18 protein-coding genes are annotated in these 19626 nt (G+C 57.3%); 8 read left to right on the plus strand and 10 right to left on the minus strand.

From position 1 onward, the window contains the following. The first annotated feature begins 55 nt into the window (after positions 1 to 55). The 5 genes from AC2FJE_RS04740 to AC2FJE_RS04760 are packed head-to-tail and all read left to right on the plus strand — an operon-like array spanning position 56 to position 4647. Positions 56 to 553, plus strand: a complete 498-nt coding sequence (locus AC2FJE_RS04740; protein ID WP_496760692.1) for a flagellar basal body-associated FliL family protein — start codon at positions 56 to 58, stop codon at positions 551 to 553. Positions 554 to 562: 9 nt separating this feature from the next. Next, positions 563 to 1024, plus strand: a complete 462-nt coding sequence (locus AC2FJE_RS04745) for a hypothetical protein (protein WP_496760693.1) — start codon at positions 563 to 565, stop codon at positions 1022 to 1024. Next, entirely contained in the window at positions 1021 to 1596 is a 576-nt protein-coding gene (locus AC2FJE_RS04750; RefSeq protein ID WP_496755378.1) for a MotE family protein, read from the plus strand. The genes AC2FJE_RS04745 and AC2FJE_RS04750 overlap by 4 nt, the downstream gene beginning before the upstream one ends. Before the next feature lie 46 nt (positions 1597 to 1642). Next, complete coding sequence (motA, locus tag AC2FJE_RS04755) at positions 1643 to 2512, plus strand: flagellar motor stator protein MotA (protein WP_282119619.1); 870 nt, start codon at positions 1643 to 1645, stop codon at positions 2510 to 2512. Next, positions 2509 to 4647 (plus strand): hypothetical protein, encoded by a 2139-nt coding sequence (locus AC2FJE_RS04760; RefSeq protein ID WP_496760694.1) that lies wholly within the window; start codon positions 2509 to 2511, stop codon positions 4645 to 4647. Before motA ends, AC2FJE_RS04760 begins: the two co-directional genes overlap by 4 nt. Positions 4648 to 4734: 87 nt before the next feature. On the opposite strand, the gene AC2FJE_RS04765 is transcribed toward AC2FJE_RS04760, so the two are convergent. From AC2FJE_RS04765 to betB, 3 genes are all read right to left on the minus strand, one after another. After that, the gene (locus AC2FJE_RS04765) at positions 4735 to 6078 is read right to left on the minus strand and encodes an MmgE/PrpD family protein (RefSeq protein ID WP_496755380.1); all 1344 of its coding nucleotides are present in this window, start codon (positions 6076 to 6078) and stop codon (positions 4735 to 4737) included. Beyond that, positions 6075 to 8519 (minus strand): GcvT family protein, encoded by a 2445-nt coding sequence (locus AC2FJE_RS04770; RefSeq protein ID WP_496755381.1) that lies wholly within the window; start codon positions 8517 to 8519, stop codon positions 6075 to 6077. Before AC2FJE_RS04770 ends, AC2FJE_RS04765 begins: the two co-directional genes overlap by 4 nt. A 129-nt stretch (positions 8520 to 8648) precedes the next feature. Further along, the gene (gene betB, locus AC2FJE_RS04775; RefSeq protein WP_496755382.1) at positions 8649 to 10103 is read right to left on the minus strand and encodes a betaine-aldehyde dehydrogenase; all 1455 of its coding nucleotides are present in this window, start codon (positions 10101 to 10103) and stop codon (positions 8649 to 8651) included. A 164-nt stretch (positions 10104 to 10267) separates the two neighbouring features. Between betB and AC2FJE_RS04780 the strand changes: the two genes are divergently transcribed. Next, positions 10268 to 10597, plus strand: a complete 330-nt coding sequence (locus AC2FJE_RS04780; protein WP_496760695.1) for a hypothetical protein — start codon at positions 10268 to 10270, stop codon at positions 10595 to 10597. Positions 10598 to 10604: 7 nt separating this feature from the next. Here AC2FJE_RS04780 and AC2FJE_RS04785 read toward each other — a convergent pair whose 3' ends face one another. Beyond that, positions 10605 to 11105, minus strand: a complete 501-nt coding sequence (locus AC2FJE_RS04785; protein WP_058275022.1) for a potassium channel family protein — start codon at positions 11103 to 11105, stop codon at positions 10605 to 10607. Positions 11106 to 11181: 76 nt separating this feature from the next. Continuing rightward, a complete protein-coding gene (trhO, locus tag AC2FJE_RS04790; RefSeq protein ID WP_496760696.1) occupies positions 11182 to 12087 on the minus strand; it encodes an oxygen-dependent tRNA uridine(34) hydroxylase TrhO in 906 nt (301 codons plus the stop codon). A gap of 97 nt (positions 12088 to 12184) precedes the next feature. On the opposite strand from trhO, the gene pncA reads away from it, so the two are divergent. Beyond that, on the plus strand, positions 12185 to 12778 hold the full coding sequence (gene pncA, locus AC2FJE_RS04795) for a bifunctional nicotinamidase/pyrazinamidase (protein WP_496755385.1): 594 nt from the start codon (positions 12185 to 12187) through the stop codon (positions 12776 to 12778). Here pncA and AC2FJE_RS04800 read toward each other — a convergent pair. After that, complete coding sequence (locus tag AC2FJE_RS04800; protein WP_496755386.1) at positions 12775 to 13299, minus strand: hypothetical protein; 525 nt, start codon at positions 13297 to 13299, stop codon at positions 12775 to 12777. The two genes, pncA and AC2FJE_RS04800, sit on opposite strands and share 4 nt — an antisense overlap. Positions 13300 to 13464: 165 nt before the next feature. Between AC2FJE_RS04800 and pncB the strand changes: the two genes are divergently transcribed. Then, the gene (gene pncB / locus AC2FJE_RS04805; protein WP_496755387.1) at positions 13465 to 14757 is read left to right on the plus strand and encodes a nicotinate phosphoribosyltransferase; all 1293 of its coding nucleotides are present in this window, start codon (positions 13465 to 13467) and stop codon (positions 14755 to 14757) included. 3 nt (positions 14758 to 14760) lie between these two features. Here the strand turns inward: pncB and AC2FJE_RS04810 are convergent, their stop codons facing one another. From AC2FJE_RS04810 to AC2FJE_RS04825, 4 genes are read right to left on the minus strand one after another with little or no spacing between them, the layout of a single operon-like run. After that, complete coding sequence (locus tag AC2FJE_RS04810) at positions 14761 to 16212, minus strand: aldehyde dehydrogenase family protein (protein ID WP_496760697.1); 1452 nt, start codon at positions 16210 to 16212, stop codon at positions 14761 to 14763. Positions 16213 to 16245: 33 nt separating this feature from the next. Continuing rightward, positions 16246 to 17844 carry an ABC transporter ATP-binding protein gene (locus tag AC2FJE_RS04815; protein ID WP_496755389.1) on the minus strand — a complete coding sequence of 533 codons (1599 nt, stop codon included), beginning with the start codon at positions 17842 to 17844 and terminating at the stop codon, positions 16246 to 16248. Further along, positions 17841 to 18656 carry an ABC transporter permease gene (locus AC2FJE_RS04820; RefSeq protein ID WP_282170150.1) on the minus strand — a complete coding sequence of 272 codons (816 nt, stop codon included), beginning with the start codon at positions 18654 to 18656 and terminating at the stop codon, positions 17841 to 17843. Before AC2FJE_RS04820 ends, AC2FJE_RS04815 begins: the two co-directional genes overlap by 4 nt. Next, a complete protein-coding gene (locus AC2FJE_RS04825; protein ID WP_496760698.1) occupies positions 18653 to 19600 on the minus strand; it encodes an ABC transporter permease in 948 nt (315 codons plus the stop codon). Before AC2FJE_RS04825 ends, AC2FJE_RS04820 begins: the two co-directional genes overlap by 4 nt. Positions 19601 to 19626 lie beyond the last annotated feature (26 nt).

A 19626-nucleotide genomic window follows, 5' to 3' on the forward strand; every position in this document is an offset into this window, starting at 1 on the left:
ATCGGTTAGTCCCTGTCGGGTTATGACGATTGCAGATTGAAGAAATGAGGACGTCATGACCGACGCGACTGCAGAACAGGCAGAAGTTCCGGAAAAATCTGGGAAAAAGGGAATGATAGTAGGCGCGGTTCTGGCGATAGCCGGTGCTGCGGGCGGGTATTTCCTGACCACCACCGGCCTGTTGCCGATAGGCGGAAAACCCGTCGTGCAGAACACCGAAGAAACAGAGAAAAGCAGGCCTGCCAAGGCTCTGCCAAAGGTTGGATTCGTTGACCTAACTCCGGTCGTCGTTTCGGTAAACACCAGCGACTCGCGACATCTGAAGTTTCATGCCCAGCTCGAGGTGAACGCGCCGTACATGGCGGATGTGGAAAAGATGAAACCGCGAATCATGGACGTGCTGAACGGATATCTATGCGCGATTGAGGTTTCTGATCTTGAGGATTCGCTCGCGCTCATGCGCATCCGAGGACACCTGTTGCGGCGTATCGAAATCGTCGTCGGCGAAGGCCGCGTTCGCGATGTTCTCGTCATGGAATTCGTACTGAACTAGGAGGCGAAGTTGGAGCTGATTGCAGATATTTTGCTGGTCGCAGGTGCCATGGGTGCGGGTCTTTATTGTTTCGTCCTGTCCAAGCGGTTGAAACGCTTTACCGACCTTGAAAAAGGCGTCGGTGGTGCGGTGGCCGTGCTGTCTTCGCAAGCGGAAGAGTTGAAAAAGTCACTGGAGGCCGCGCGGGAAGCCTCGGATCAGTCTGGCGTCGTTCTTAAGGAACTGACCGAGCGCGCCGAAACAGTGGCGCAGCGGCTTGAGTTGATGATGGCCTCGATGCATGACGTCGTGCCGGACGATGAAGAGGCGACCGAGATCCCTACACCAGAGCCTGAGCCGGTTGTTTCTGAAGAACAGTCCCAAGCCAACTCAGTGCCCGTCATTGAAGAAGACGCGCCAGCCGAGACTCAGGTCAAACGTCCGGGTGGGTTGATGTTCCTGCGTCACAGCCGCAGCGAGGCCACGACATGAGGCGGAAGCGGGCAGAAAACCGTCCCAAAGGCGGCGTTCTTGCGGTGATCGCGATGCTTATGATCGGTTCCGCCGCGATCAGAATAGGATTCGAGGCCGGGCCCGCGCTGGCTAAAGGATCCGATCCCGCCCCATCGCTGGCGAGGAGCAGCCAAGCCGAACAGCCCGGTGCGCAAGAATTGTTGACTGAATTGCTACGCCGCGAAGACGCGCTCAAGAAACGAGAGGCCGCGTTACAAGACAAAGAAAAGGCGCTGGATATCGCGGATCAGGCGATTGAAACGCGCCTGGCTGCCTTGCAGAAGGCAGAAGAATCGCTGCGACAGACACTGGCCTTCGCCGAAAAAGCCGCCGAGACCGATCTGACGCGCCTGACGGATGTGTATCAGAGCATGAAACCCAAGGACGCAGCCGCCCTGTTCGAAACCATGGACCCCGGCTTTGCGGCTGGCTTTCTGTCGCGGATGCCGCCTGATTCCGCCGCAGGTGTTCTGGCCGGTCTCAACCCCGAAGCCGCCTATACGATCAGCGTGATCATGGCCGGTCGCAATGCTGCGGCTCCGCAGGAGTAGCGCACATGTTTTTTACCCCCGCATCTGACTTTGCAGGAGACCACCCATGATCGGAATCATCGGAATCGTCGTCATTTTCGCCATGGTGTTTGGTGGCTATCTTGCCGCCGGTGGCAAGATGACGATCATTTTGAAATCGCTCCCGTTCGAGATGATGATGATCGGCGGCGCCGCCGTTGGGGCGTTCATGATCAGCAACGACTTGAGCGCTGTCAAACATACGATCAAGGACATGGGTAAAGTGTTCAAGGGCCCCAAATGGAAACCCGAAGATTACCGCGATCTGCTTTGCCTTTTGTTTTCTCTGATCCGCATTGCCAAGGCCAACCCGGTCGAGGTGGAACAGCATATCGAAGACCCCGAGAATTCGACCCTATTCTCAGCCTATCCGAAGATTCAGAAGGACAAGGAAGCTGTCGATCTGATCTGCGACACGATGCGATCCGCGTCGATGAATTACGACGATCCACATCAAGTTGAAGAAGTGCTGGAAAAACGGATGGAGACCAATTTTCACCACGCCATGCATTCCAGCCACGCGCTGCAAACCGTCGCCGATGGTTTGCCCGCACTTGGTATCGTGGCCGCCGTTTTAGGCGTAATCAAAACGATGGGGTCCATCGACCAGCCGCCCGAAGTACTGGGCAAACTGATCGGAGGCGCTTTGGTCGGGACGTTCCTGGGCGTGTTTCTCGCCTATGGCCTGGTTGGCCCGTTCGCTGGCAAGCTGAAAGCAGTTGTCGAGGAGGACAACCATTTCTACCAGTTGATCAAAGAGGTTCTGGTCGCTAATCTGCACAACCACAATGCAGCCATGTGCATTGAAGTTGGCCGCCAGAACACGCCGACGCATAACCGCCCAGCATTTTCTGAGCTGGAAGATGCGTTGAAGGAACTCAAACAGGCGGCGGCATGATCCGAACAGTTTTTCTTGCTTTGGCGCTAACCTCCGCGGCAACGCAAGTTCAAGCACAAGATGTGCAGGTACGCTCGGGCGAACATGAAGGGTATACACGGCTGGTCGCACAGGTTCCGCCGGGCACTAAATGGGCCCTGTCGCACAAGAAAAATGGTGCGCGTCTGACTGTCCAACTGGAAAAGGTTAACTTCGACACAGCAGCCGTGTTCCGGCGTTTGACGCAAAACCGCTTGGCCGCGATCTCTCAGTCCGAACCGGGCGCGGCACTTGATATGCAATTTGGCTGCGACTGTGTTGCCAATGCCTTTCTGTTCAAGGGCACGATGATCGTGGTGGATATTGCACCAGGCTCGGCGCTGCCCCCAATCAGCGCTGATATACCGTCGCCTGTTTTGCCCAAAGCGCCCAAAGAGAAAGACCCGTTGGTTGGGCAAAATTTACAGAGTCTCGAATTGCCACTGCTAAACCTGAACGCACAGCGCTTTGAAGAACAGCTCTCTACGCTGCTGCTGCGCGGCTCTGACCGGGAAGTCGTTGATTTGAGGATTGCTCCGGTTGGACCAAGGCTGTCGGTCCCCAAGAACGATCCCTTTAGCCCCTCAGACCTTAATGCCAATATTCATGTGACATCTGTTCTGGACGGCTTGAATGAACTTTTAGGGCCATCCCTGCCACAGCTTGAACAACGCCCACCCTGCATCTCAAGCGCTGAGCTTGGGTTTGACAGTTGGTCTGGGGCAACTCCCTTTCCAGAACAGGTGGCTTCGTTGCGCGCCGCCCTGTTCAAAGAATTCGATCATCTCGACGAAGAAAAGGCGCTGAAGCTGGCGCAGCTATACGCCTATTCCGGGTTCGGCGCAGAGGCTATTCGGACGCTTGAATTGCTTGGGCAGCATGCGCCAGACACAGATCGGGTTGCCTCGATAGCCCGGTATCTTGATGGCGCACAGCCGTCCCATCCGAACCCGTTTACCAATCTTCAGCGGTGTGAAAGCGACGCCGCGCTTTGGGCTCTTTTGATCGAAGGAGAGATGCAAGAAGAGGCCCAGTTGCAGTCGATCGAACAGTCATTTGCGCGCTTGCCCAACCATCTTCGCCGTCAAGTTGGGCCAACATTGGCGGAAATTCTGACCGATGCTGGGAAACTTGAACCAGCAAGGCGCGTGTTGCGCGCGGTCGATCGCGTTGCGACTGAGGACAGCGCCGATACGTCCCAAGCCAAGGCTAAAGTCGCGGCTGCCGAAGGCGACGGCCCGAAGTCAGAAGCATTGTTGAACGAGGTCATCGCTGCGTCGGGTGCAGAGTTGGAGGCACCGCTTGCACTTGCGCGACTGGTCGACAAGCGGTGGTCGGAACGTGGAGCAATATCCCCACAAGAGCTTGATCTTGCGGCCTCTTACGTCGTGGAGTTTCGACGGTCTGAAATCGGGCCGCGCATGCTGCAAACACAGATCGTCGCTTTGAGCCTTAGCCATGAGTTCGATAAGGCGATGGATCTGCTGGGCGCCCAAAATGCGCAGGACAATGCCGCCGAAACGTTGAACCGCGTCGCCCAGATCCTGACCGAACGCGCCGACGACGCGACATTTCTAAGGCGTGTCGTAACCCTGACACCAGAGCAGAAACTGGCTCTATTCACAGACACAAGCGTGGGATTGGCCGAGCGCTTGGTCACCCTAGGTTTTGCGGACGCGGCGCTGGAACTGGCCAGTCGGTCACAGGACAAGGCCCGGCGCGCAGAAAGGGCACGGTTACGTGCGCGCGCTGCCTTACTGCAACACCGACCACATCAAGCGATGTTGGAACTGGTCGACGATCCATCCGACGCGGCCCAGCTTTTGCGAGGGCAAGCATTGCAGATGACGGATGATTACGTGGCAGCTGGTCAGCTTTTGCGTGCTATTGGTGAGGATGAAGAAGCCGATCGGTTCTTTTGGTTGGCCGACCGTCCGGAAGCGGTCGAACCCGAACGCGATACAAAGTTCTTCGCAGTTCAGCAAACAACGCGGCTCCTGTCCGTGCCGCCAATACGAATGCAGGACAAACCCTTAGCTGACGCGAAGGGCTTGTTGGATGACAGCGCAAAAACACGCCAGCACATTCTGGATTTGCTTACGAAAGTGGACCAATAGCGGATCAGGTCGGCGCCACCTGCATTCACGATTTGTCTTTCATTAGGTGCCCACTGAGCGTCGGCCCGCAGCCCGCACCGGCCGCTTTTACGGATCAAAGACCAACGACATCAGGTCCGACAATCTGGATGTAGGTTCGACCCAACCCAATATGGCCGCGCGGATCGCGTCCGCGCGGTCCGAACCGACGACTGGCGCGGCAAACTCGGTGTACTTGGCGATCACATCTCCCCTGCTGAGCGGAGCCTCCGGCCCTCCGCGCGCGTGAGTGTCGCCGGATTCGAACACACGCCCATCGGTCGATTTCAAGATGACATCGGCCCACCGCCCCTGCGGGAAGCGTGCACTGTGGCGCGCATCTTCCAGAACGTGAATACGCGACACCAACTCTGCCACCGCCGGATCAGACAAACCCGAACCCGAGATATGTTCGACCCCGATCCGACCATGGATCGCCTGAACCGCCACAGCAAAAGGCAGAGAATACTGGGCCTGAGACGTGGTGTCAGGCATCCCTGCGTACAGGCAGGCCGCTTCATGAAAACTGTTGATATGGATGGATCGGATTTGGTCGTGGGCTAGGTCATTCTCCATCATCACAGCCCGAACGCCATCAATTGCCGCATGAGCCCAGCGACATATCGGATAAGGTTTTACGTATTGGTGTTCGACCTGCCAGAACTGACCTAAATCATCCCAAAACGACGCAACATCAGCATCTTCGATTGTGATGGCCGGGGCGCCCGTGAAACCACGTTCGGCCAGAATCGCAGATGATATGCCAACCATCGCGCCCCAACCCGATCCGTCGTGCAGCATCGTCGGATTCGCAATCTCGCGCATCATCTGGCTTCGGGGGCCGTGGTATTCTGCTATTCCCAACGCTTGTCGAAATTGCTCTGGCGTGTACCCGCGCATGCGCGCGGCCATGGCGACCACGCCAAGGGCATTCCAGGCGCCGGACGTGTGGTAATCGCTGACCGATGCGTGCAGCGACAGCCCGGCACGTCCTGCGATTTCATATCCCGTGACGACGGCAGCCAGGGCTTCGGGGCCGGACAAATCAGGGCAATGCGCACCAAGTGAAACTAACGCAGGCAGGACGACGACACCAATATGCCCCTTAGTCGGATTGTAGCCGTCATGCCCGTCCAAATTGTCGATTTGTGTGGCTGCTGCGTAGGCAGCGCCCGCCGTGCTGACGAGGCGGCCATCAAACATCATCGGAACGCTGAATGCCGCATCAGTGCTTGCATAGAGCAGCGCGGCAGTATCGCGGGCGATCACGCCGACCTCCATCGGGCCGGAGGCGATCAGGATGCCCATTGTGTCGAGCATCGTCAGGGCAGCGGCCTCTTTCGCGCTGTCAGGCATCTCGTGCGCTGAAAGGTTCAGGGCAAAATCCGTGACCCGATCCAGCGTGCCGGTCATTTGGCTGCCTCCATCACCTTGGGTTGGACATCGCGCAGCCGGAGACCCGATGGATCAAAGGGCGGTTCGGCCAAAACTCTGGCTTTATGCGGTTTGCCGAGGATGAAGATTTCCACCATATCCCCCGGCTTTACGACTGCCGGATTTGAATAGCCGATGGCCAGGGATTTGCCGACTGAATAGCCATAGGCCCCTGAGGTCACACGTCCGACCGGTGCGCCATCTGGTGTAAAGATAGGTTCGCCACCGGACGCGTCAGCATTCGTCACCTCGACCTCAAAAATCGACAGAACCTCGCGCGCGGCGTTGTCCTTGATCTGCACATAGGCGTCTTTGTGCAGGAAGTCCTTGTCCAGCTTGATCAGACCCGCCAGCCCGACTTCCTGCGGCCAGTATTCCTGAGAATACTCGCGGCCCCAAGAGCCATAGCCCTTCTCGATACGCAGTGATCCCAACGCGCGGCCGCCCACCGGACCACCGTCGCACTCCTTCGCAGCCTCAAGAAGCGCCGAATAGAGCCTGATCTGATCTTCTTCCGCGCAGTGCAGCTCCCACCCCAGATCGCCGGTAAAGCTGACGCGGATGGCAAGGCAGGTGACGCCTGCCACCTCGATCGTTTGTGAGCGCATAAAAGGGAACGCTTCGTTCGACAGGTCGGCATTTGTCAGTCGTTGCAACAGGTCACGCGACTTGGGACCCGCTACATTGAAACCCGCAATGCGATCCGTGGCCACTTCGAATGTTGTGCCTTCGGGCAGGTCGACCATGTTGAAGAACCGCTGATGATAACGCTCGGCCATGCCCGAGCCGATCATCATGTATTCGTCCTCCGCCACCTTGGTGATGGTGAAATCCCCGGCAACACCGCCCCGGACTGAGATCAGCGGTGTCAGGCACGACCGCCCAATCTCGGTCGGCACCCTATTCGCGACCAAACGGTCCAGCCAGTCATAAGCACCCGGGCCCTTAATGACGTAGTTGGCGAAGTTCGAGATGTCGATCACACCGACATTCTCGCGCAGCATCTTGACCTCTTGGCCAACCGGTTCCCACCAGTTCTGGCGGGTGAAACCGTTTGTATCAGTGGTGCCGGGCCGATCCGCAAACCAAAGCGGGTGTTCCCAGCCGCAGTTCAGACCAAAGACGCAGCCCATGTCTTTTTGCATCTCATACGCCGGGCGCACACGGGCCGGGCGGCCAGCGCTGCGTTCCTCGTTCGGGAAATGGATGGCAAAACGGTGAGTATACTGATCCTCAACCCGCGCCTTGGTGAATTTCTTGTCCGCCCAATCGCCAAACCGGGCCAGATCCCATGCGAACATGTCGTATTGCGGCTCACCCTCGATCATCCACTGCGCCGCCAGCAACCCCAGCCCGCCCGATTGCGAGAAGCCAGGGATCAAGCCCCCACATAGGAAGTAGTTCTTTAATTCCGGCACCGGGCCCCAAAGGGCGGAACTGTCCGGGGACCAGATCATAGGCCCGTTGATCACCCGTTTCACGCCAGCCGTCGCCGCGGCGGGCACGCGTTCGGTTGCGCGGATCACGTTCTCCATGATCCGGTCCAGATCGTCGGGGAACAGATCATGGGCGAAGTCCAGCGGCGTCCCGTCTTCGGCCCAGAACTTCATATCCTTCTCATAGGCCCCGATCAGCAGGCCGTTGCCTTCCTGTCGGAAGTAGTACTCACCGTCTCGATCGGCGATCGAAGGTAAACGGCGACCCAGGCTGGCAACCTCATCAATGGAATCGGTTACGAAATACTGGTGTTCAGTTGGTTGCAACGGCAGGTTCAGACCAGCCAGCGCCGCAACTTCGCGGCCCCAAAGGCCTGCGGCATTCACAACCCATTGCGTATGGACGTCGCCCTTTTCGGTACGCACGATCCACGACCCATCTGCCTGTTGCTCAGTGCCTAACACGGGGCAAAAGCGCTCGATCGTTGCACCCATGGCGCGCGCGCCTGCGGCATAGGCGTGCGGCACACCTGAGGGATCCACGTTGCCTCCTTCGGGTTCAAACATAATGCAGCGGATATCGTCGAACCGCGCCAGCGGATGAAGTTCCATCGCTTGTTCGCGGCTGACCTCGTAGAAATTCAGGCCATAGAACCGAGCCTTGGCCTCTTGCAGACGCAACTGGTGCTCGCGCTCTTCTGTCTGCGCCAGATACAGCGAACCGGGTTGGAACACGCCACAGCTTTGGCCCGTCTCCTGCTCCAGCTCCTTATACAGGTTCATCGTATAGTGCTGGATTCGGGTGATATTGTTATTGTCGTGCAGCCCGTGAATGTTGGCCGCCGCGTGCCAGGTTGATCCGCTGGTCAGTTCATCCCGTTCAAGCAGGACAACGTCCCGCCAACCAAGCTTGGCCAAATGGTACAGGATTGAACAGCCAGCCAATCCTCCGCCGATGACTACGGCCTGTGCATGCGTTTTCATGAACTTGATCTCCCACCGACGGAACCGAAAACGGCACCCTTTAGAGGAAGTCAGCCACATGTCTTATGTGGCTTATGCTCTGTTCCCGACGCAAAATGTCGGGAACAGATCTTGATTGGCCGGTTTTGATTAGTAAGGCGCTTCGACGTCGTTCATCGAAACATAGACTGTCTTCATCTCGCTGAAGTGATTGATCGCCAGTTTCGAGTTTTCGCGCCCGACACCTGACATTTTAGATCCACCAAAAGGGGCCTCGACCGGAGCCAGGTTATAGGTGTTGATATAGCAGGTGCCGGCCTCGAACCCGGCAACGATGCGATGCGCACGTGTCAGGTCGTTGGTGAAGACACCGGCGGCCAATCCAAACTCGGTGTCGTTGGCGCGGGCCATCACTTCTTCTTCGGTATCGAAATCCAGTACGGACATGACAGGGCCAAAGATTTCTTCGCGCGCGATGGCCATATCGTCCGTCACATCCGCAAACACTGTGGGCTGCATGTAAAAGCCGTCACCGTCGATCCGCTCTCCGCCATAGACCAGACGTGCACCTTCGGCTTTGCCTTTTTCGACATAGCTCAGCGCGATGTTCAGTTGGTTTTCGCTGACCATAGGGCCAAAGTTGACGTCCTCATCCAGCGGATCACCGATTTTCGCAGTGGCCAGACGTTCTGAGAGGCGTTTCAAGAAAGCCTCTTTGATGTCTTTCTGGACAAAGACACGGGTGCCGTTTGAACAGACCTGACCCGAGGAATAGAAGTTGCCCAGGATCGCACCCGAAACAGCGTTTTCGATATCGGCGTCGTCGAACACGATCATCGGGGACTTGCCGCCCAATTCCATCGTCACGTGTTTCATGCCGTCGGCGGCCGCGGCATAAACCTTGCGGCCGGTCGGAACGGACCCGGTCAGCGAAACCTTGGCCACGCGCGGATCGGTCACAAGCGATGCGCCAACATCGCCGTAACCCTGAACCACGTTATAGACGCCCTTGGGCGCGCCCGCCTCGATCAGGATCTCGGCCACCTGCAACGCTGATAAAGGCGTGGTCTCGGACGGTTTGAAGACCATCGTATTGCCGCAGGCCAGTGCAGGGGCCCCTTTCCAGCAGGCGATCTGAGTTGGGTAATTCCATGCGCCGATACCAACACAAACACCCAGCGCCTCGCGGATGGTGTAGACAAAGTCTCCGCCGCCCAGCGGGATATGCTCACCCGTCAATGACGCAGCCAGCCCCCCAAAGTACTCCAGCGCATCCGCACCCGATGTGGCGTCGGCCACCAGGGTTTCCTGCAAGGGTTTACCGGTGTCGTGGGTTTCGAGGATCGAAAGCGCGCGATTGCGGTCACGCATAATGTCAGATGCCCGTCTCAAGATACGACCACGCTCGGTCCCGGACATTGCCACCCACTCTGCCTGAGCGTTTTTGGCACTTGTTAGAGCCTGATTTACAATATCCGACGTGGCAGAGTGCAGCCGGGCGATGATTTCACCGGTGGCCGGGTAGATCACGTCGATAGGGGCGCCGTTGGTATCTTCAACATATGCGCCGTTGATGAAATGGCTCGCTTTGGGCTGAAACTTCATGCCGATTTCCTTCTCAGAAGTCCTTTCTTTCGCATTTATATTTTATTGATTGACCAGTCAATAAAAGCAATTCACGGCGGACTCCCGCTGATGTGAATCGGCTCCCTCTTGAATAAAAAGCTTAATGTTCCATTTATGTTCTACATAGTCAGAGGAACAATCCGATGTCTTACCACGCCCGCAACCCGGCCATGGATGGCCCATCGAACGACTATCACCTGTTGCCCGTCACAGACCGGCAAATGCGATACGCTCGTGCAATTGCCCAGCAGTCTGCCTTGGAAATCCCGGTCGAGGCACAACGGGATCGCAAGTTGATGTCTGCCTGGATTTCGGCGCACAAGCCAGCCGACCCTTCGCCCTTTGCGGACTATCCATCCGGCAAGCAGGTTGCCTTTGCCGAACGCATTTCCCGTAGCAGGCGCAGACCTATCCCATCCGAGTGTTTCCGCGACAAACAGATGATGTCCCGCTGGATTGATCAGAACAAATAGTGGCCGTCTAATGTTTATGGTGGCGGGTATAGAGCGCAACTGTAGCAGCAACAAACATACCCAAGAGGATGTAGCCGGTAACAGCCTCAGCGACGGCCAGCCCGCGACATAAACCTGTTGGGATCATGTCGCCATATCCCACAGTGGTGAAGGTGACGTATGAAAAATACAGAAAATCGGCTGGGGCATCTGCACCGACCACGCAATTGTCGGCGTAACCGAATGCGCCATACGCCGCCGCGAACAAGAACGGCACGACCTGAATGAATGACACACCCATCAGAAACAAGCGTCGATGCGGCAGCTTCACCTGTGTCATGTAGTACCAGGATTGCGATGCGACCCAAACCACCAGGCAGACCGACACAATAGTACCAATGGTTTCCCCTGCGGCCGCCTCACTCAGACGCGACAGACCATACCACGCGAAAAAACTGGCAATAACCAGTCCGACCGCTGCGATAAGCGTCGATTTCCACTCTTCCAGGGTTGTAGGTTCGCGGTGCATAAAACCTCCGATGGCCTAGGTTTTTCCGGGATCATCAGGATTCCAGCCTGTACCCGCAACCTTAATCATTCACCCATCATTCAATGCCTAGGTGTTCCTGCCCGCGCTGACGTGACAACAGGATCTGTTTCTGGCGTTCGCGGAACCGCGTTTTGTCCGCGTCTGATGTCTCGTTTATGCACCGATGGCAGGACACGCCGTGCTCGTATTCCGGGCGTTTCATATCCTCGGGCAGGATCGGGCGGCGGCAGCCATGGCACAGGTTGTGCGGCCCTTCGACCAGCCCATGTCCGACCGAGACACGATTGTCGAACACAAAACACTCACCCTGCCAGCTGCTGTCCTCAGCGGGCATCTCTTCGAGATACCGCAGAATGCCGCCTTTCAGGTGATACACATCCTCAACCCCTTGCCCCAGCAGGTAGTTGGTAGATTTCTCGCAACGGATGCCGCCGGTGCAGAACATGGCAACCCGCTTGTTGTGAAAGCGGTCTTTGTTTTCTTCCCACCAGACCGGGAAATCACGGAAACTGGCTGTTTCAGGGTCTACTGCGCCCTCAAACGTACCAATCGCCACTTCGTAGTCGTTGCGCGTGTCGATCACGACCACATCGTCAGACCGGATCAGATCGTTCCAGTCTTCGGGTTCGACATAGTTGCCGACGCGGGCGCGCGGATCGACGTCCGGCTGACCCATGGTCACGATCTCTTTCTTCAGGCGCACCTTCATTTTGCCAAAGGGCGGGTGATCGGATGTGGCCTCTTTCCACTCAAGATCCGCGCATCCGGGCAGAGCCTTGATGTGGGCCAGCACCGCATCGATCCCACTACGCGGGCCGGCGAAGGTTCCGTTGATCCCCTCGGCGGCCAGCAACAAGGTGCCTTTGACTGATTGCGCGCGGCATAGGTCCAGCAGCGGGTCGCGCAAGGACACGTGATCCGAAAAACGGGTAAAGTGATAGAGAGCAGCGATCGTATACATGCGCGCGGTCTAAACCTGCTGGACAAGAGTCGCAAGAGACCGGATTGACGCCCCCCGCCCTGCCCCCTACCGATAGAACAATGCGAGGAGATACCCGATGGCCCATGCCCTGATTGTAATCGACGTTCAGAACGATTTCTGCCCCGGTGGCGCGCTGGCGGTGCCCGGAGGTCACGAGATCGTGGACCCTATCAACGCGATGATGGCAGAGTTCGACGCCGTGATCCTGACGCAGGATTGGCACCCGGCGGGACATTCGTCCTTTGCCAGTGAACATGATGGCAAAGCCCCCTTGGACATGACCGACATGCATTATGGGCCGCAGGTCTTGTGGCCGGATCACTGTGTGCAGGGCACCGATGGTGCGGAATTCCACCCGGACCTGAATACCCATGCTGACCTTGTCATTCGCAAAGGCTTTCGGCGCGGCATCGATAGCTATTCCGCCTTTTTCGAGAACGACCAAAAGACACCGACCGGGTTGGAAGGTTACTTAAAATCACGTGGTATCACCAAACTGACCCTGGTTGGGCTGGCCACAGATTTCTGTGTTCATTATTCGGCCGTCGACGCAGCCCGGCTGGGTTTTGATGTCGCAGTGCGCATGGACGCATGTCGGGCGATTGATATGGGTGGATCATTGGCAGCCGCCGTGGCCGCGATGCGTGAAGCTGGCGTTGCGTTGGCCTAAGGCGTAGCGCCTTTTTCGGCAAGATACCTAAGCACTGCAAACAAGATCACCGCCAGTCCCAATGCGACGCCAATTCGTCCCGGCAATGTACGGCGCTCAGGCGTTGCGGGTGATTTGTAGCGTGGATTTGGCGTCCAATTCTCGACTTTTGGGCGTTGGTCGTTGCGTGGTTTGGCCGTTTTGACGTTGTCCAAAAAGCGATGGAAATCGAATTCACCGCAATATTCGCCCTCAATTCCCATTTCGCGAATATTGGCAAAAAGCGCGTGCAGAATGCGTTTGCGTTGGTCTACGTCCCGTGACGAATAGTACCCTTGCGACAGCTTGCTGTCGGTTGAATCCAGATCAAAGCCGGCTTCCTGGAAAATTTGTCGAATCTTCGGTGACGTCGCCCGAAGCGCGTCAGCCGTTTTCACATGACGGAATCGGGCACGCGCGACGGAAATGTCCAATCGCTCTGAACCGGCGTCATCTTCCAATTCTTCGTTAACAACGATGTCAAAATCGTACTCGAGAACCATTCACCAAATTAACCTCGTTCAACCATCCCTCTCTTTTCACTAAACTGTGAAAAGATCACACAATATGCTCGCAATGTGACCTGACCTTGTCATTGTTATCATTCTAGCGACTCTTGCCATTCCACGCACCGATTGATCTAACAACGGAAATCGCAGGAGTTCCCCATGGTCGATATTGCGACACGCGTGTACAATCATAAATGGAAGATTGACCCGATTGTACGGTCTTTAATCGACACGGATTTCTACAAACTGCTGATGTGCCAGTCAGTGTTTCGAAATAAGCCTCAAACGGATGTGGCTTTTTCCCTGATCAACCGGTCGAATCACATCCCTTTGGCCAAACTTATCGATGAAGGCGAGCTGCGCGAGCAATTGGATCATATCCGATCGCTTGGCCTGAGCCGGGGAGAAAGCACGTGGCTGCGGGGCAATACGTTCTATGGCAAGCGCCAGATGTTCCGTTCGGATTTCATGGAATGGTTCGAAAACATGCGCCTGCCGCCCTATCACCTGGAACGGAAGGGCGATCAGTACGAGCTGACCTTTGAAGGCAAATGGCACGAGGTCATGCTGTGGGAAATCCCAGCGCTTGCGGTTCTGATGGAGCTGCGCTCGCGCGCGGTGCTGAACAACATGCGGCGGTTCGAGCTGCAGGTGCTATATGCCCAGGCCATGACCCGCGTTTGGAAGAAGATCGAAAAGCTGCGGGATATTGACGGGCTTGGAATCGCTGACTTCGGAACCCGGCGTCGACACAGCTTTCTTTGGCAGGACTGGTGCGTGCAGGCCATGATCGAGGGTCTAGGACCGTCGTTCACTGGCACATCGAACTGTCTGATCGCCATGCGGCGCGAAGTTGAGGCCATTGGTACCAATGCGCACGAACTGCCGATGGTCTACAGTGCCCTTGCCAAAGACGATGCCGAACTGGCGCAAGCGCCTTATGACGTGCTGAGCGACTGGCACGAGGAACATGACGGCAATCTGCGCATCATTCTGCCGGACACCTATGGCACGCAAGGCTTTTTGGATCGCGCCCCTGATTGGCTGGCCGGATGGACCGGCATTCGCATCGACAGCGGTGATCCCGCAACAGGCGCAGAAACCGCGATCAAGTGGTGGCAATCCCGTGGGGAAGACCCCCTGGAAAAGCGCGTGATTTTCTCGGATGGTCTGGATGTCGACAAAATTCGGGAACTGCACACTCAGTTTTCGGACAGGACCAAAATCTCGTTTGGTTGGGGCACATTGCTGACCAACGACTTCCGCGGGCTCGTGCCAAACGACGCATTGGCGCCGTTCTCGCTGGTCTGCAAGGCTGTGTCCGCCAATGGCCAGCCGACCGTGAAACTGTCGGACAACCCGGAAAAGGCGATGGGACCGAAGGATCAGATCGAACGCTACAAACGAGTGTTCGGCGTAGGAGCACAAGAGGCGATCGAGGTGATTGTTTAGGCTCTAACCATGGTACGCCGCGACCGTTTTCAACTGTGAAAAGCCAAATAGGGCCTCGAACCCTTTCTCGCGGCCGTGTCCGGATTTTCCGACACCACCAAAGGGTAGCTCTACGCCACCACCCGCGCCGTAGTTGTTGATGAACACCTGGCCCGAGCGCAGTTGCTTTGCCAGCCGCATCTGCCGTGCGCCGTCGCGGGTCCAGATGCTGGCGACCAACCCGTAATCGGTGCCGTTGGCAATCTTCACCGCGTCTTCTTCGGAATCGAATGGGATCAGCATCTGCACGGGACCGAAGATCTCATCCTTGGCCAGACAGTGATCCGGCGGAACGTCCGCAAAAAGGGTCGGCACAACATAGGCCCCCTCGGACGGTGCACCGTCTACGATCTGTCCTTGCCCTGCGACGGTCAGGTCTGCGCCCTTGGCCAGAAAGCCCGAAACGATGTCCTTTTGACGGGCCGATATCAGCGGGCCGACGCGCAGATCGTCTTGCGCAGGGCCAACGGTCAAATCTGCATAGGCCGCTGCCATACGATGCTTGACCTGATCATAAACCCTGCGCTGCACCAAAATGCGTGACGAGGCCGAGCAGGTTTGTCCGGCATTCTGAATGCCCGCATTCACCAGAAAGGGCAGGGCCGCGTCCAGATCGGCATCGTCAAACACCAGTTGAGGTGACTTCCCCCCAAGCTCCAGCGTCACGGGCACCACATTTTGCCCCGCTGCCTGCTGCACCAGCGCCCCAGTAGCGACTGATCCGGTAAACGAGACATGGTGCACGCCCGTATGGCCCGACAAAGCCGCCCCCGCCTCGGCCCCCAACCCGGGTATGACATTCAGGGCACCGGCGGGCAAACCGGCCTCTTGCGCGAGGTGCGCAAAGGCCAGCGCGGTCAGGCAAGCTTCTTCCGCAGGTTTCAGAACGCAGGCATTGCCCATCGCCAGCGCAGCCCCAACCGACCGCCCGATGATCTGCATCGGATAGTTCCACGGCACGATATGCCCCGTCACGCCGTGCGGTTCCCGTAAAGTATAGACGGTGTAGCCATCCAGATACGGGATGGTCTCGCCCATGACCTTGTCCGCGGCCCCACCATAGAATTCGCAATACCGTGCCAACGCAACCGCATCTGCGCGTGCCTGCGTCAGGGGCTTGCCGACATCCATGGCCTCTAGCGTGGCCAGGCCCTCGACACGCTCCAAAACCATCCTTCCCATACGCGTAAGGATACGGCCCCGCTCCAGCGCAGTCTTTCGTCCCCAATCCCCGTCAATCGCAGTCTGAGCAGCCTTGACCGCAGCATCAACATCATGCGCGCCACCCCTTGCGATCTGGCAGATATCTGAGCCGTCAGAAGGATTGATCAAAGGCAATGTTTGTTCTGAGGCTGGCGGCACCCAATTGCCGCCGATCAGACACAGGCTTGGATCAAACCAAAGGGGGTTGGACATGAGATACTCCTATATTCGGCTCTAATATGTGGTTCACGCCACATCCCGACCAATGTCTGGCAGCACTGGCGCGGCATTAATCAGGTCTTTTGTGTATTGGTGTTGTGGGTCAGAGAAGACACTTTCGGTATCGCCTTCTTCGACGATCTTTCCGGCTCGCATCACCATAACGCGGTCAGTGATGGTGCGCACGACGCTCAGATCATGGCTGATGAACAGATAAGTCAGATCATAGGCCTCACATAGTTCGGCCAGCAGGTCGAGGATCTGGGCCCGGACCGACACATCAAGGGCCGAAACAGCCTCGTCAAACAAGATCAGCTCGGGCCGGATGATTAAGGCACGGGCGATGGCGATGCGCTGTCTCTGACCGCCAGAGAATTCATGAATATACTTACCAGCGTCATCCGGGCTGAGACCCACCGCAGTCAACATTTCAGCGATCCGGTCCTGCCTCTCGGACCCCATTACAGGAGCATCGAGCAGATGGAACGGTTCAGTGATCAGCCGGGCCACGCGGTGACGTGGATTGAAGCTGCCATAGGGGTCCTGAAAGACCACCTGCATCTTGCGCCGCACGGCGAGGTTGGGTTTGTGACCCGAAAAGACAGGCTGGCCATCCAGACGAATGTCACCACCCTGAACTTCTTCCAGACCCAAAATGGCCTTTGTTAGGGTCGATTTTCCACAACCCGACTCCCCAACCAGACCCAGACGTTCTCCGCTATTTAGCGTAAAGCTGACATGGTCAACTGCCCTGTGTTGCCCCGGTGTATCAAACAGCCCCTTGCGGGGCAGACGATAGTCGCGAATGACTTTTTCTACCTCAAGCAAGGGACGGGAATGCGTGGTTTCGGGCAGGGATACCTGATGCCCCGAAGCCTTGAACAGCATTCGGGTATATGGATGTTGCATGTGGTGTAGCAGGTAGTCAGTGGCCCCGGATTCGACGACTTCGCCATGGCGCATGACAACAATTTGGTCGGCCATATCTGCGACTACCGCAAGATCATGGGTGATCATCAACAGCCCCATGTCATATTCCGACACCAGCCCTTTTAGAAGCTTGAGGATTTGCGCCTGCGTTGTCACATCTAGCGCTGTAGTCGGCTCATCCGCGATCAACAGCTTGGGACGCAACGCGATCGCCATCGCAATCACGACACGCTGACGCTGCCCGCCGGACAGTTCGTGCGGAAAGCGGGACAGCGGGAAACGATCCGGCGGCAGGCCAACACGGGTCAGAACTTCCTCCGCCCGGTCTCGCGCCTGTCTGGGCGGCATGGCCTTGTGGATCAGGATAGTCTCCATCACCTGATCGCCAATGGTTTTGACCGGGTTCAGTGCGGTCATAGGTTCTTGGAACACCATACCGATCGCGGCACCGCGCAAGGCACACAAATCGTTTTCATCGCGGTCTAACATATCTGAGCCGTTCAGCCGGATGGCTCCGGTTGTCTTTGCTCCGTCCGGCAAAAGCTGCATCACCGCGAGCGCGGTCATCGATTTGCCCGATCCGCTTTCCCCGGTCACGGCCACGATCTGACCGGGCGCAATGGACAGATTGACCTGTTTCAGGATGTTCGTGCCGTGAATGGACAGCGTCAGGTTTTCGATCTCAAGCAAACTCATGCGCGCGCCACCCTGATCCGGGGATCCAGCCAATCGCGCAACCCATCTCCCAGCAGGTTCAACCCAAGCACCGTGACAATGATCGCCAGACCCGGAATCAGAGCCAAATGTGGGGCAAAACTGACCATTGTCTGCGCATCTGCCAGCATCCGGCCCCAACTTGGCGTGGGCGGTTGCGCGCCCAGACCGACATAGGACAGACCAGCCTCAGCCAGAATGCCCAGAGAGAACTGGATGGTGCCCTGAACGATCAGAAGGTTGGCGACGTTAGGCAGGATATGCTCAGCCGATATCCGTGCCGCACCTTTGCCCGAAACGCGCGCGGCCAGGATGAACTCCCGTTCCCATAGAGATAGCGCTGCGCCGCGAGTGATGCGTGCAAAAACCGGGATATTGAAAATGCCAATGGCGATGATCGCATTTATCGCGCCAGCACCGAACACGGCAGTGATCAGGATGGCGATGACCAGAGACGGGAAAGCAAATACCAGATCGTTGCCGCGCATGATCAGCTCGTCCAGCCACGACCCTTTGCGCGCAGCCGCTGTCAGGCCCAAAGGCACGCCCAGCGCCATGCCAATCCCCACCGCCACCAAAGCCACGGCAATCGAGGTACGGGCACCGACCATGATCATCGAGAACATGTCGCGTCCAAAATGATCCGTACCAAACCAATGCAACGCGTTGGGAGGCTGCAGTTTGTCGGGGATGTTCAGCGCAGCGTAATCATAGGGCGTCCAGACAAATGAAATCGCCGCCGCCAACAGCACCAGCGAGGACAGACAAGCCCCAAGGATCAGGCTCCGGCTCATGTCCGGCTCCTTAACCTTGGATCAACGGCTGCATAGGCCAGATCGACCAGAAAGTTCACGGTGATGACCGCAAAGACCAGCAGCATTACCACGGATTCCACCACAATCAGATCGCGGGCCGAGATTGCCTGAAACACCAATCGCCCAAGACCGGGCAGATAAAAGACTTGTTCGATAATAATAGATCCCGCCAGCAGGAAGGAAAACTGCAACCCGATGATTGTCAGAACCGGGATCAGCGCGTTGCGCACCCCGTGCCGCCACAGGACCTGACGACGCGAAAGCCCTTTGGCACGTGCGGTGCGCATGAAGTCTTCGCCCAATATGTCCAACAAAGACGACCGCATGACCCGCGCCAGAATGGCCGCCTGCGGTAGGGCCAGCGCGACAGCCGGCAGTGTCAGGGAATGTAGCCCTGCCCAAAGCCCCTTGTCCCAGCCTGCGAACCCTCCGGCATTGAACCAACGCAGGTTGATGGCGAAGACCAGAACCAGCATCATGGCGAACCAGAAATTCGGCACTGCAATGCCCAGCTGTGTTGCCCCCATTACCGTCAGATCGCCCGGTCTTCCCCGGCGCGCGGCAGCATAGATGCCTACCGGAAACGCAATCGCGGTGGACAGGGTAAGCGCATACAGCGCCAAGGGCAGCGAGACCCACAGCCGATCCGCGATCATCTGCGACACGGGCGTGCGATAGGTGTAAGAGGTTCCGAAATCCCCCACCATCATCCCGCCAACCCAATTGAAATACCGCTGCACCTTGGATACATCCAAACCCAACTCGGCCCGCAGAGCGGCAAGCGTATCCTCTTGCGCATTGACGCCCAACATGAATGACGCCGGATCACCGGGCGCCACCTCAATCACGGCAAATATAACGACCGAGGCGACGGCGAGGCTGATCACCAGCGATATCAGTCGTTTGAGGGCATAGCGAAGCATCGAGGCCACGTTAGGGGTGCGCGCCT

The sequence above is a fragment of the Ruegeria sp. CDSC002 genome, assembly GCF_059610905.1.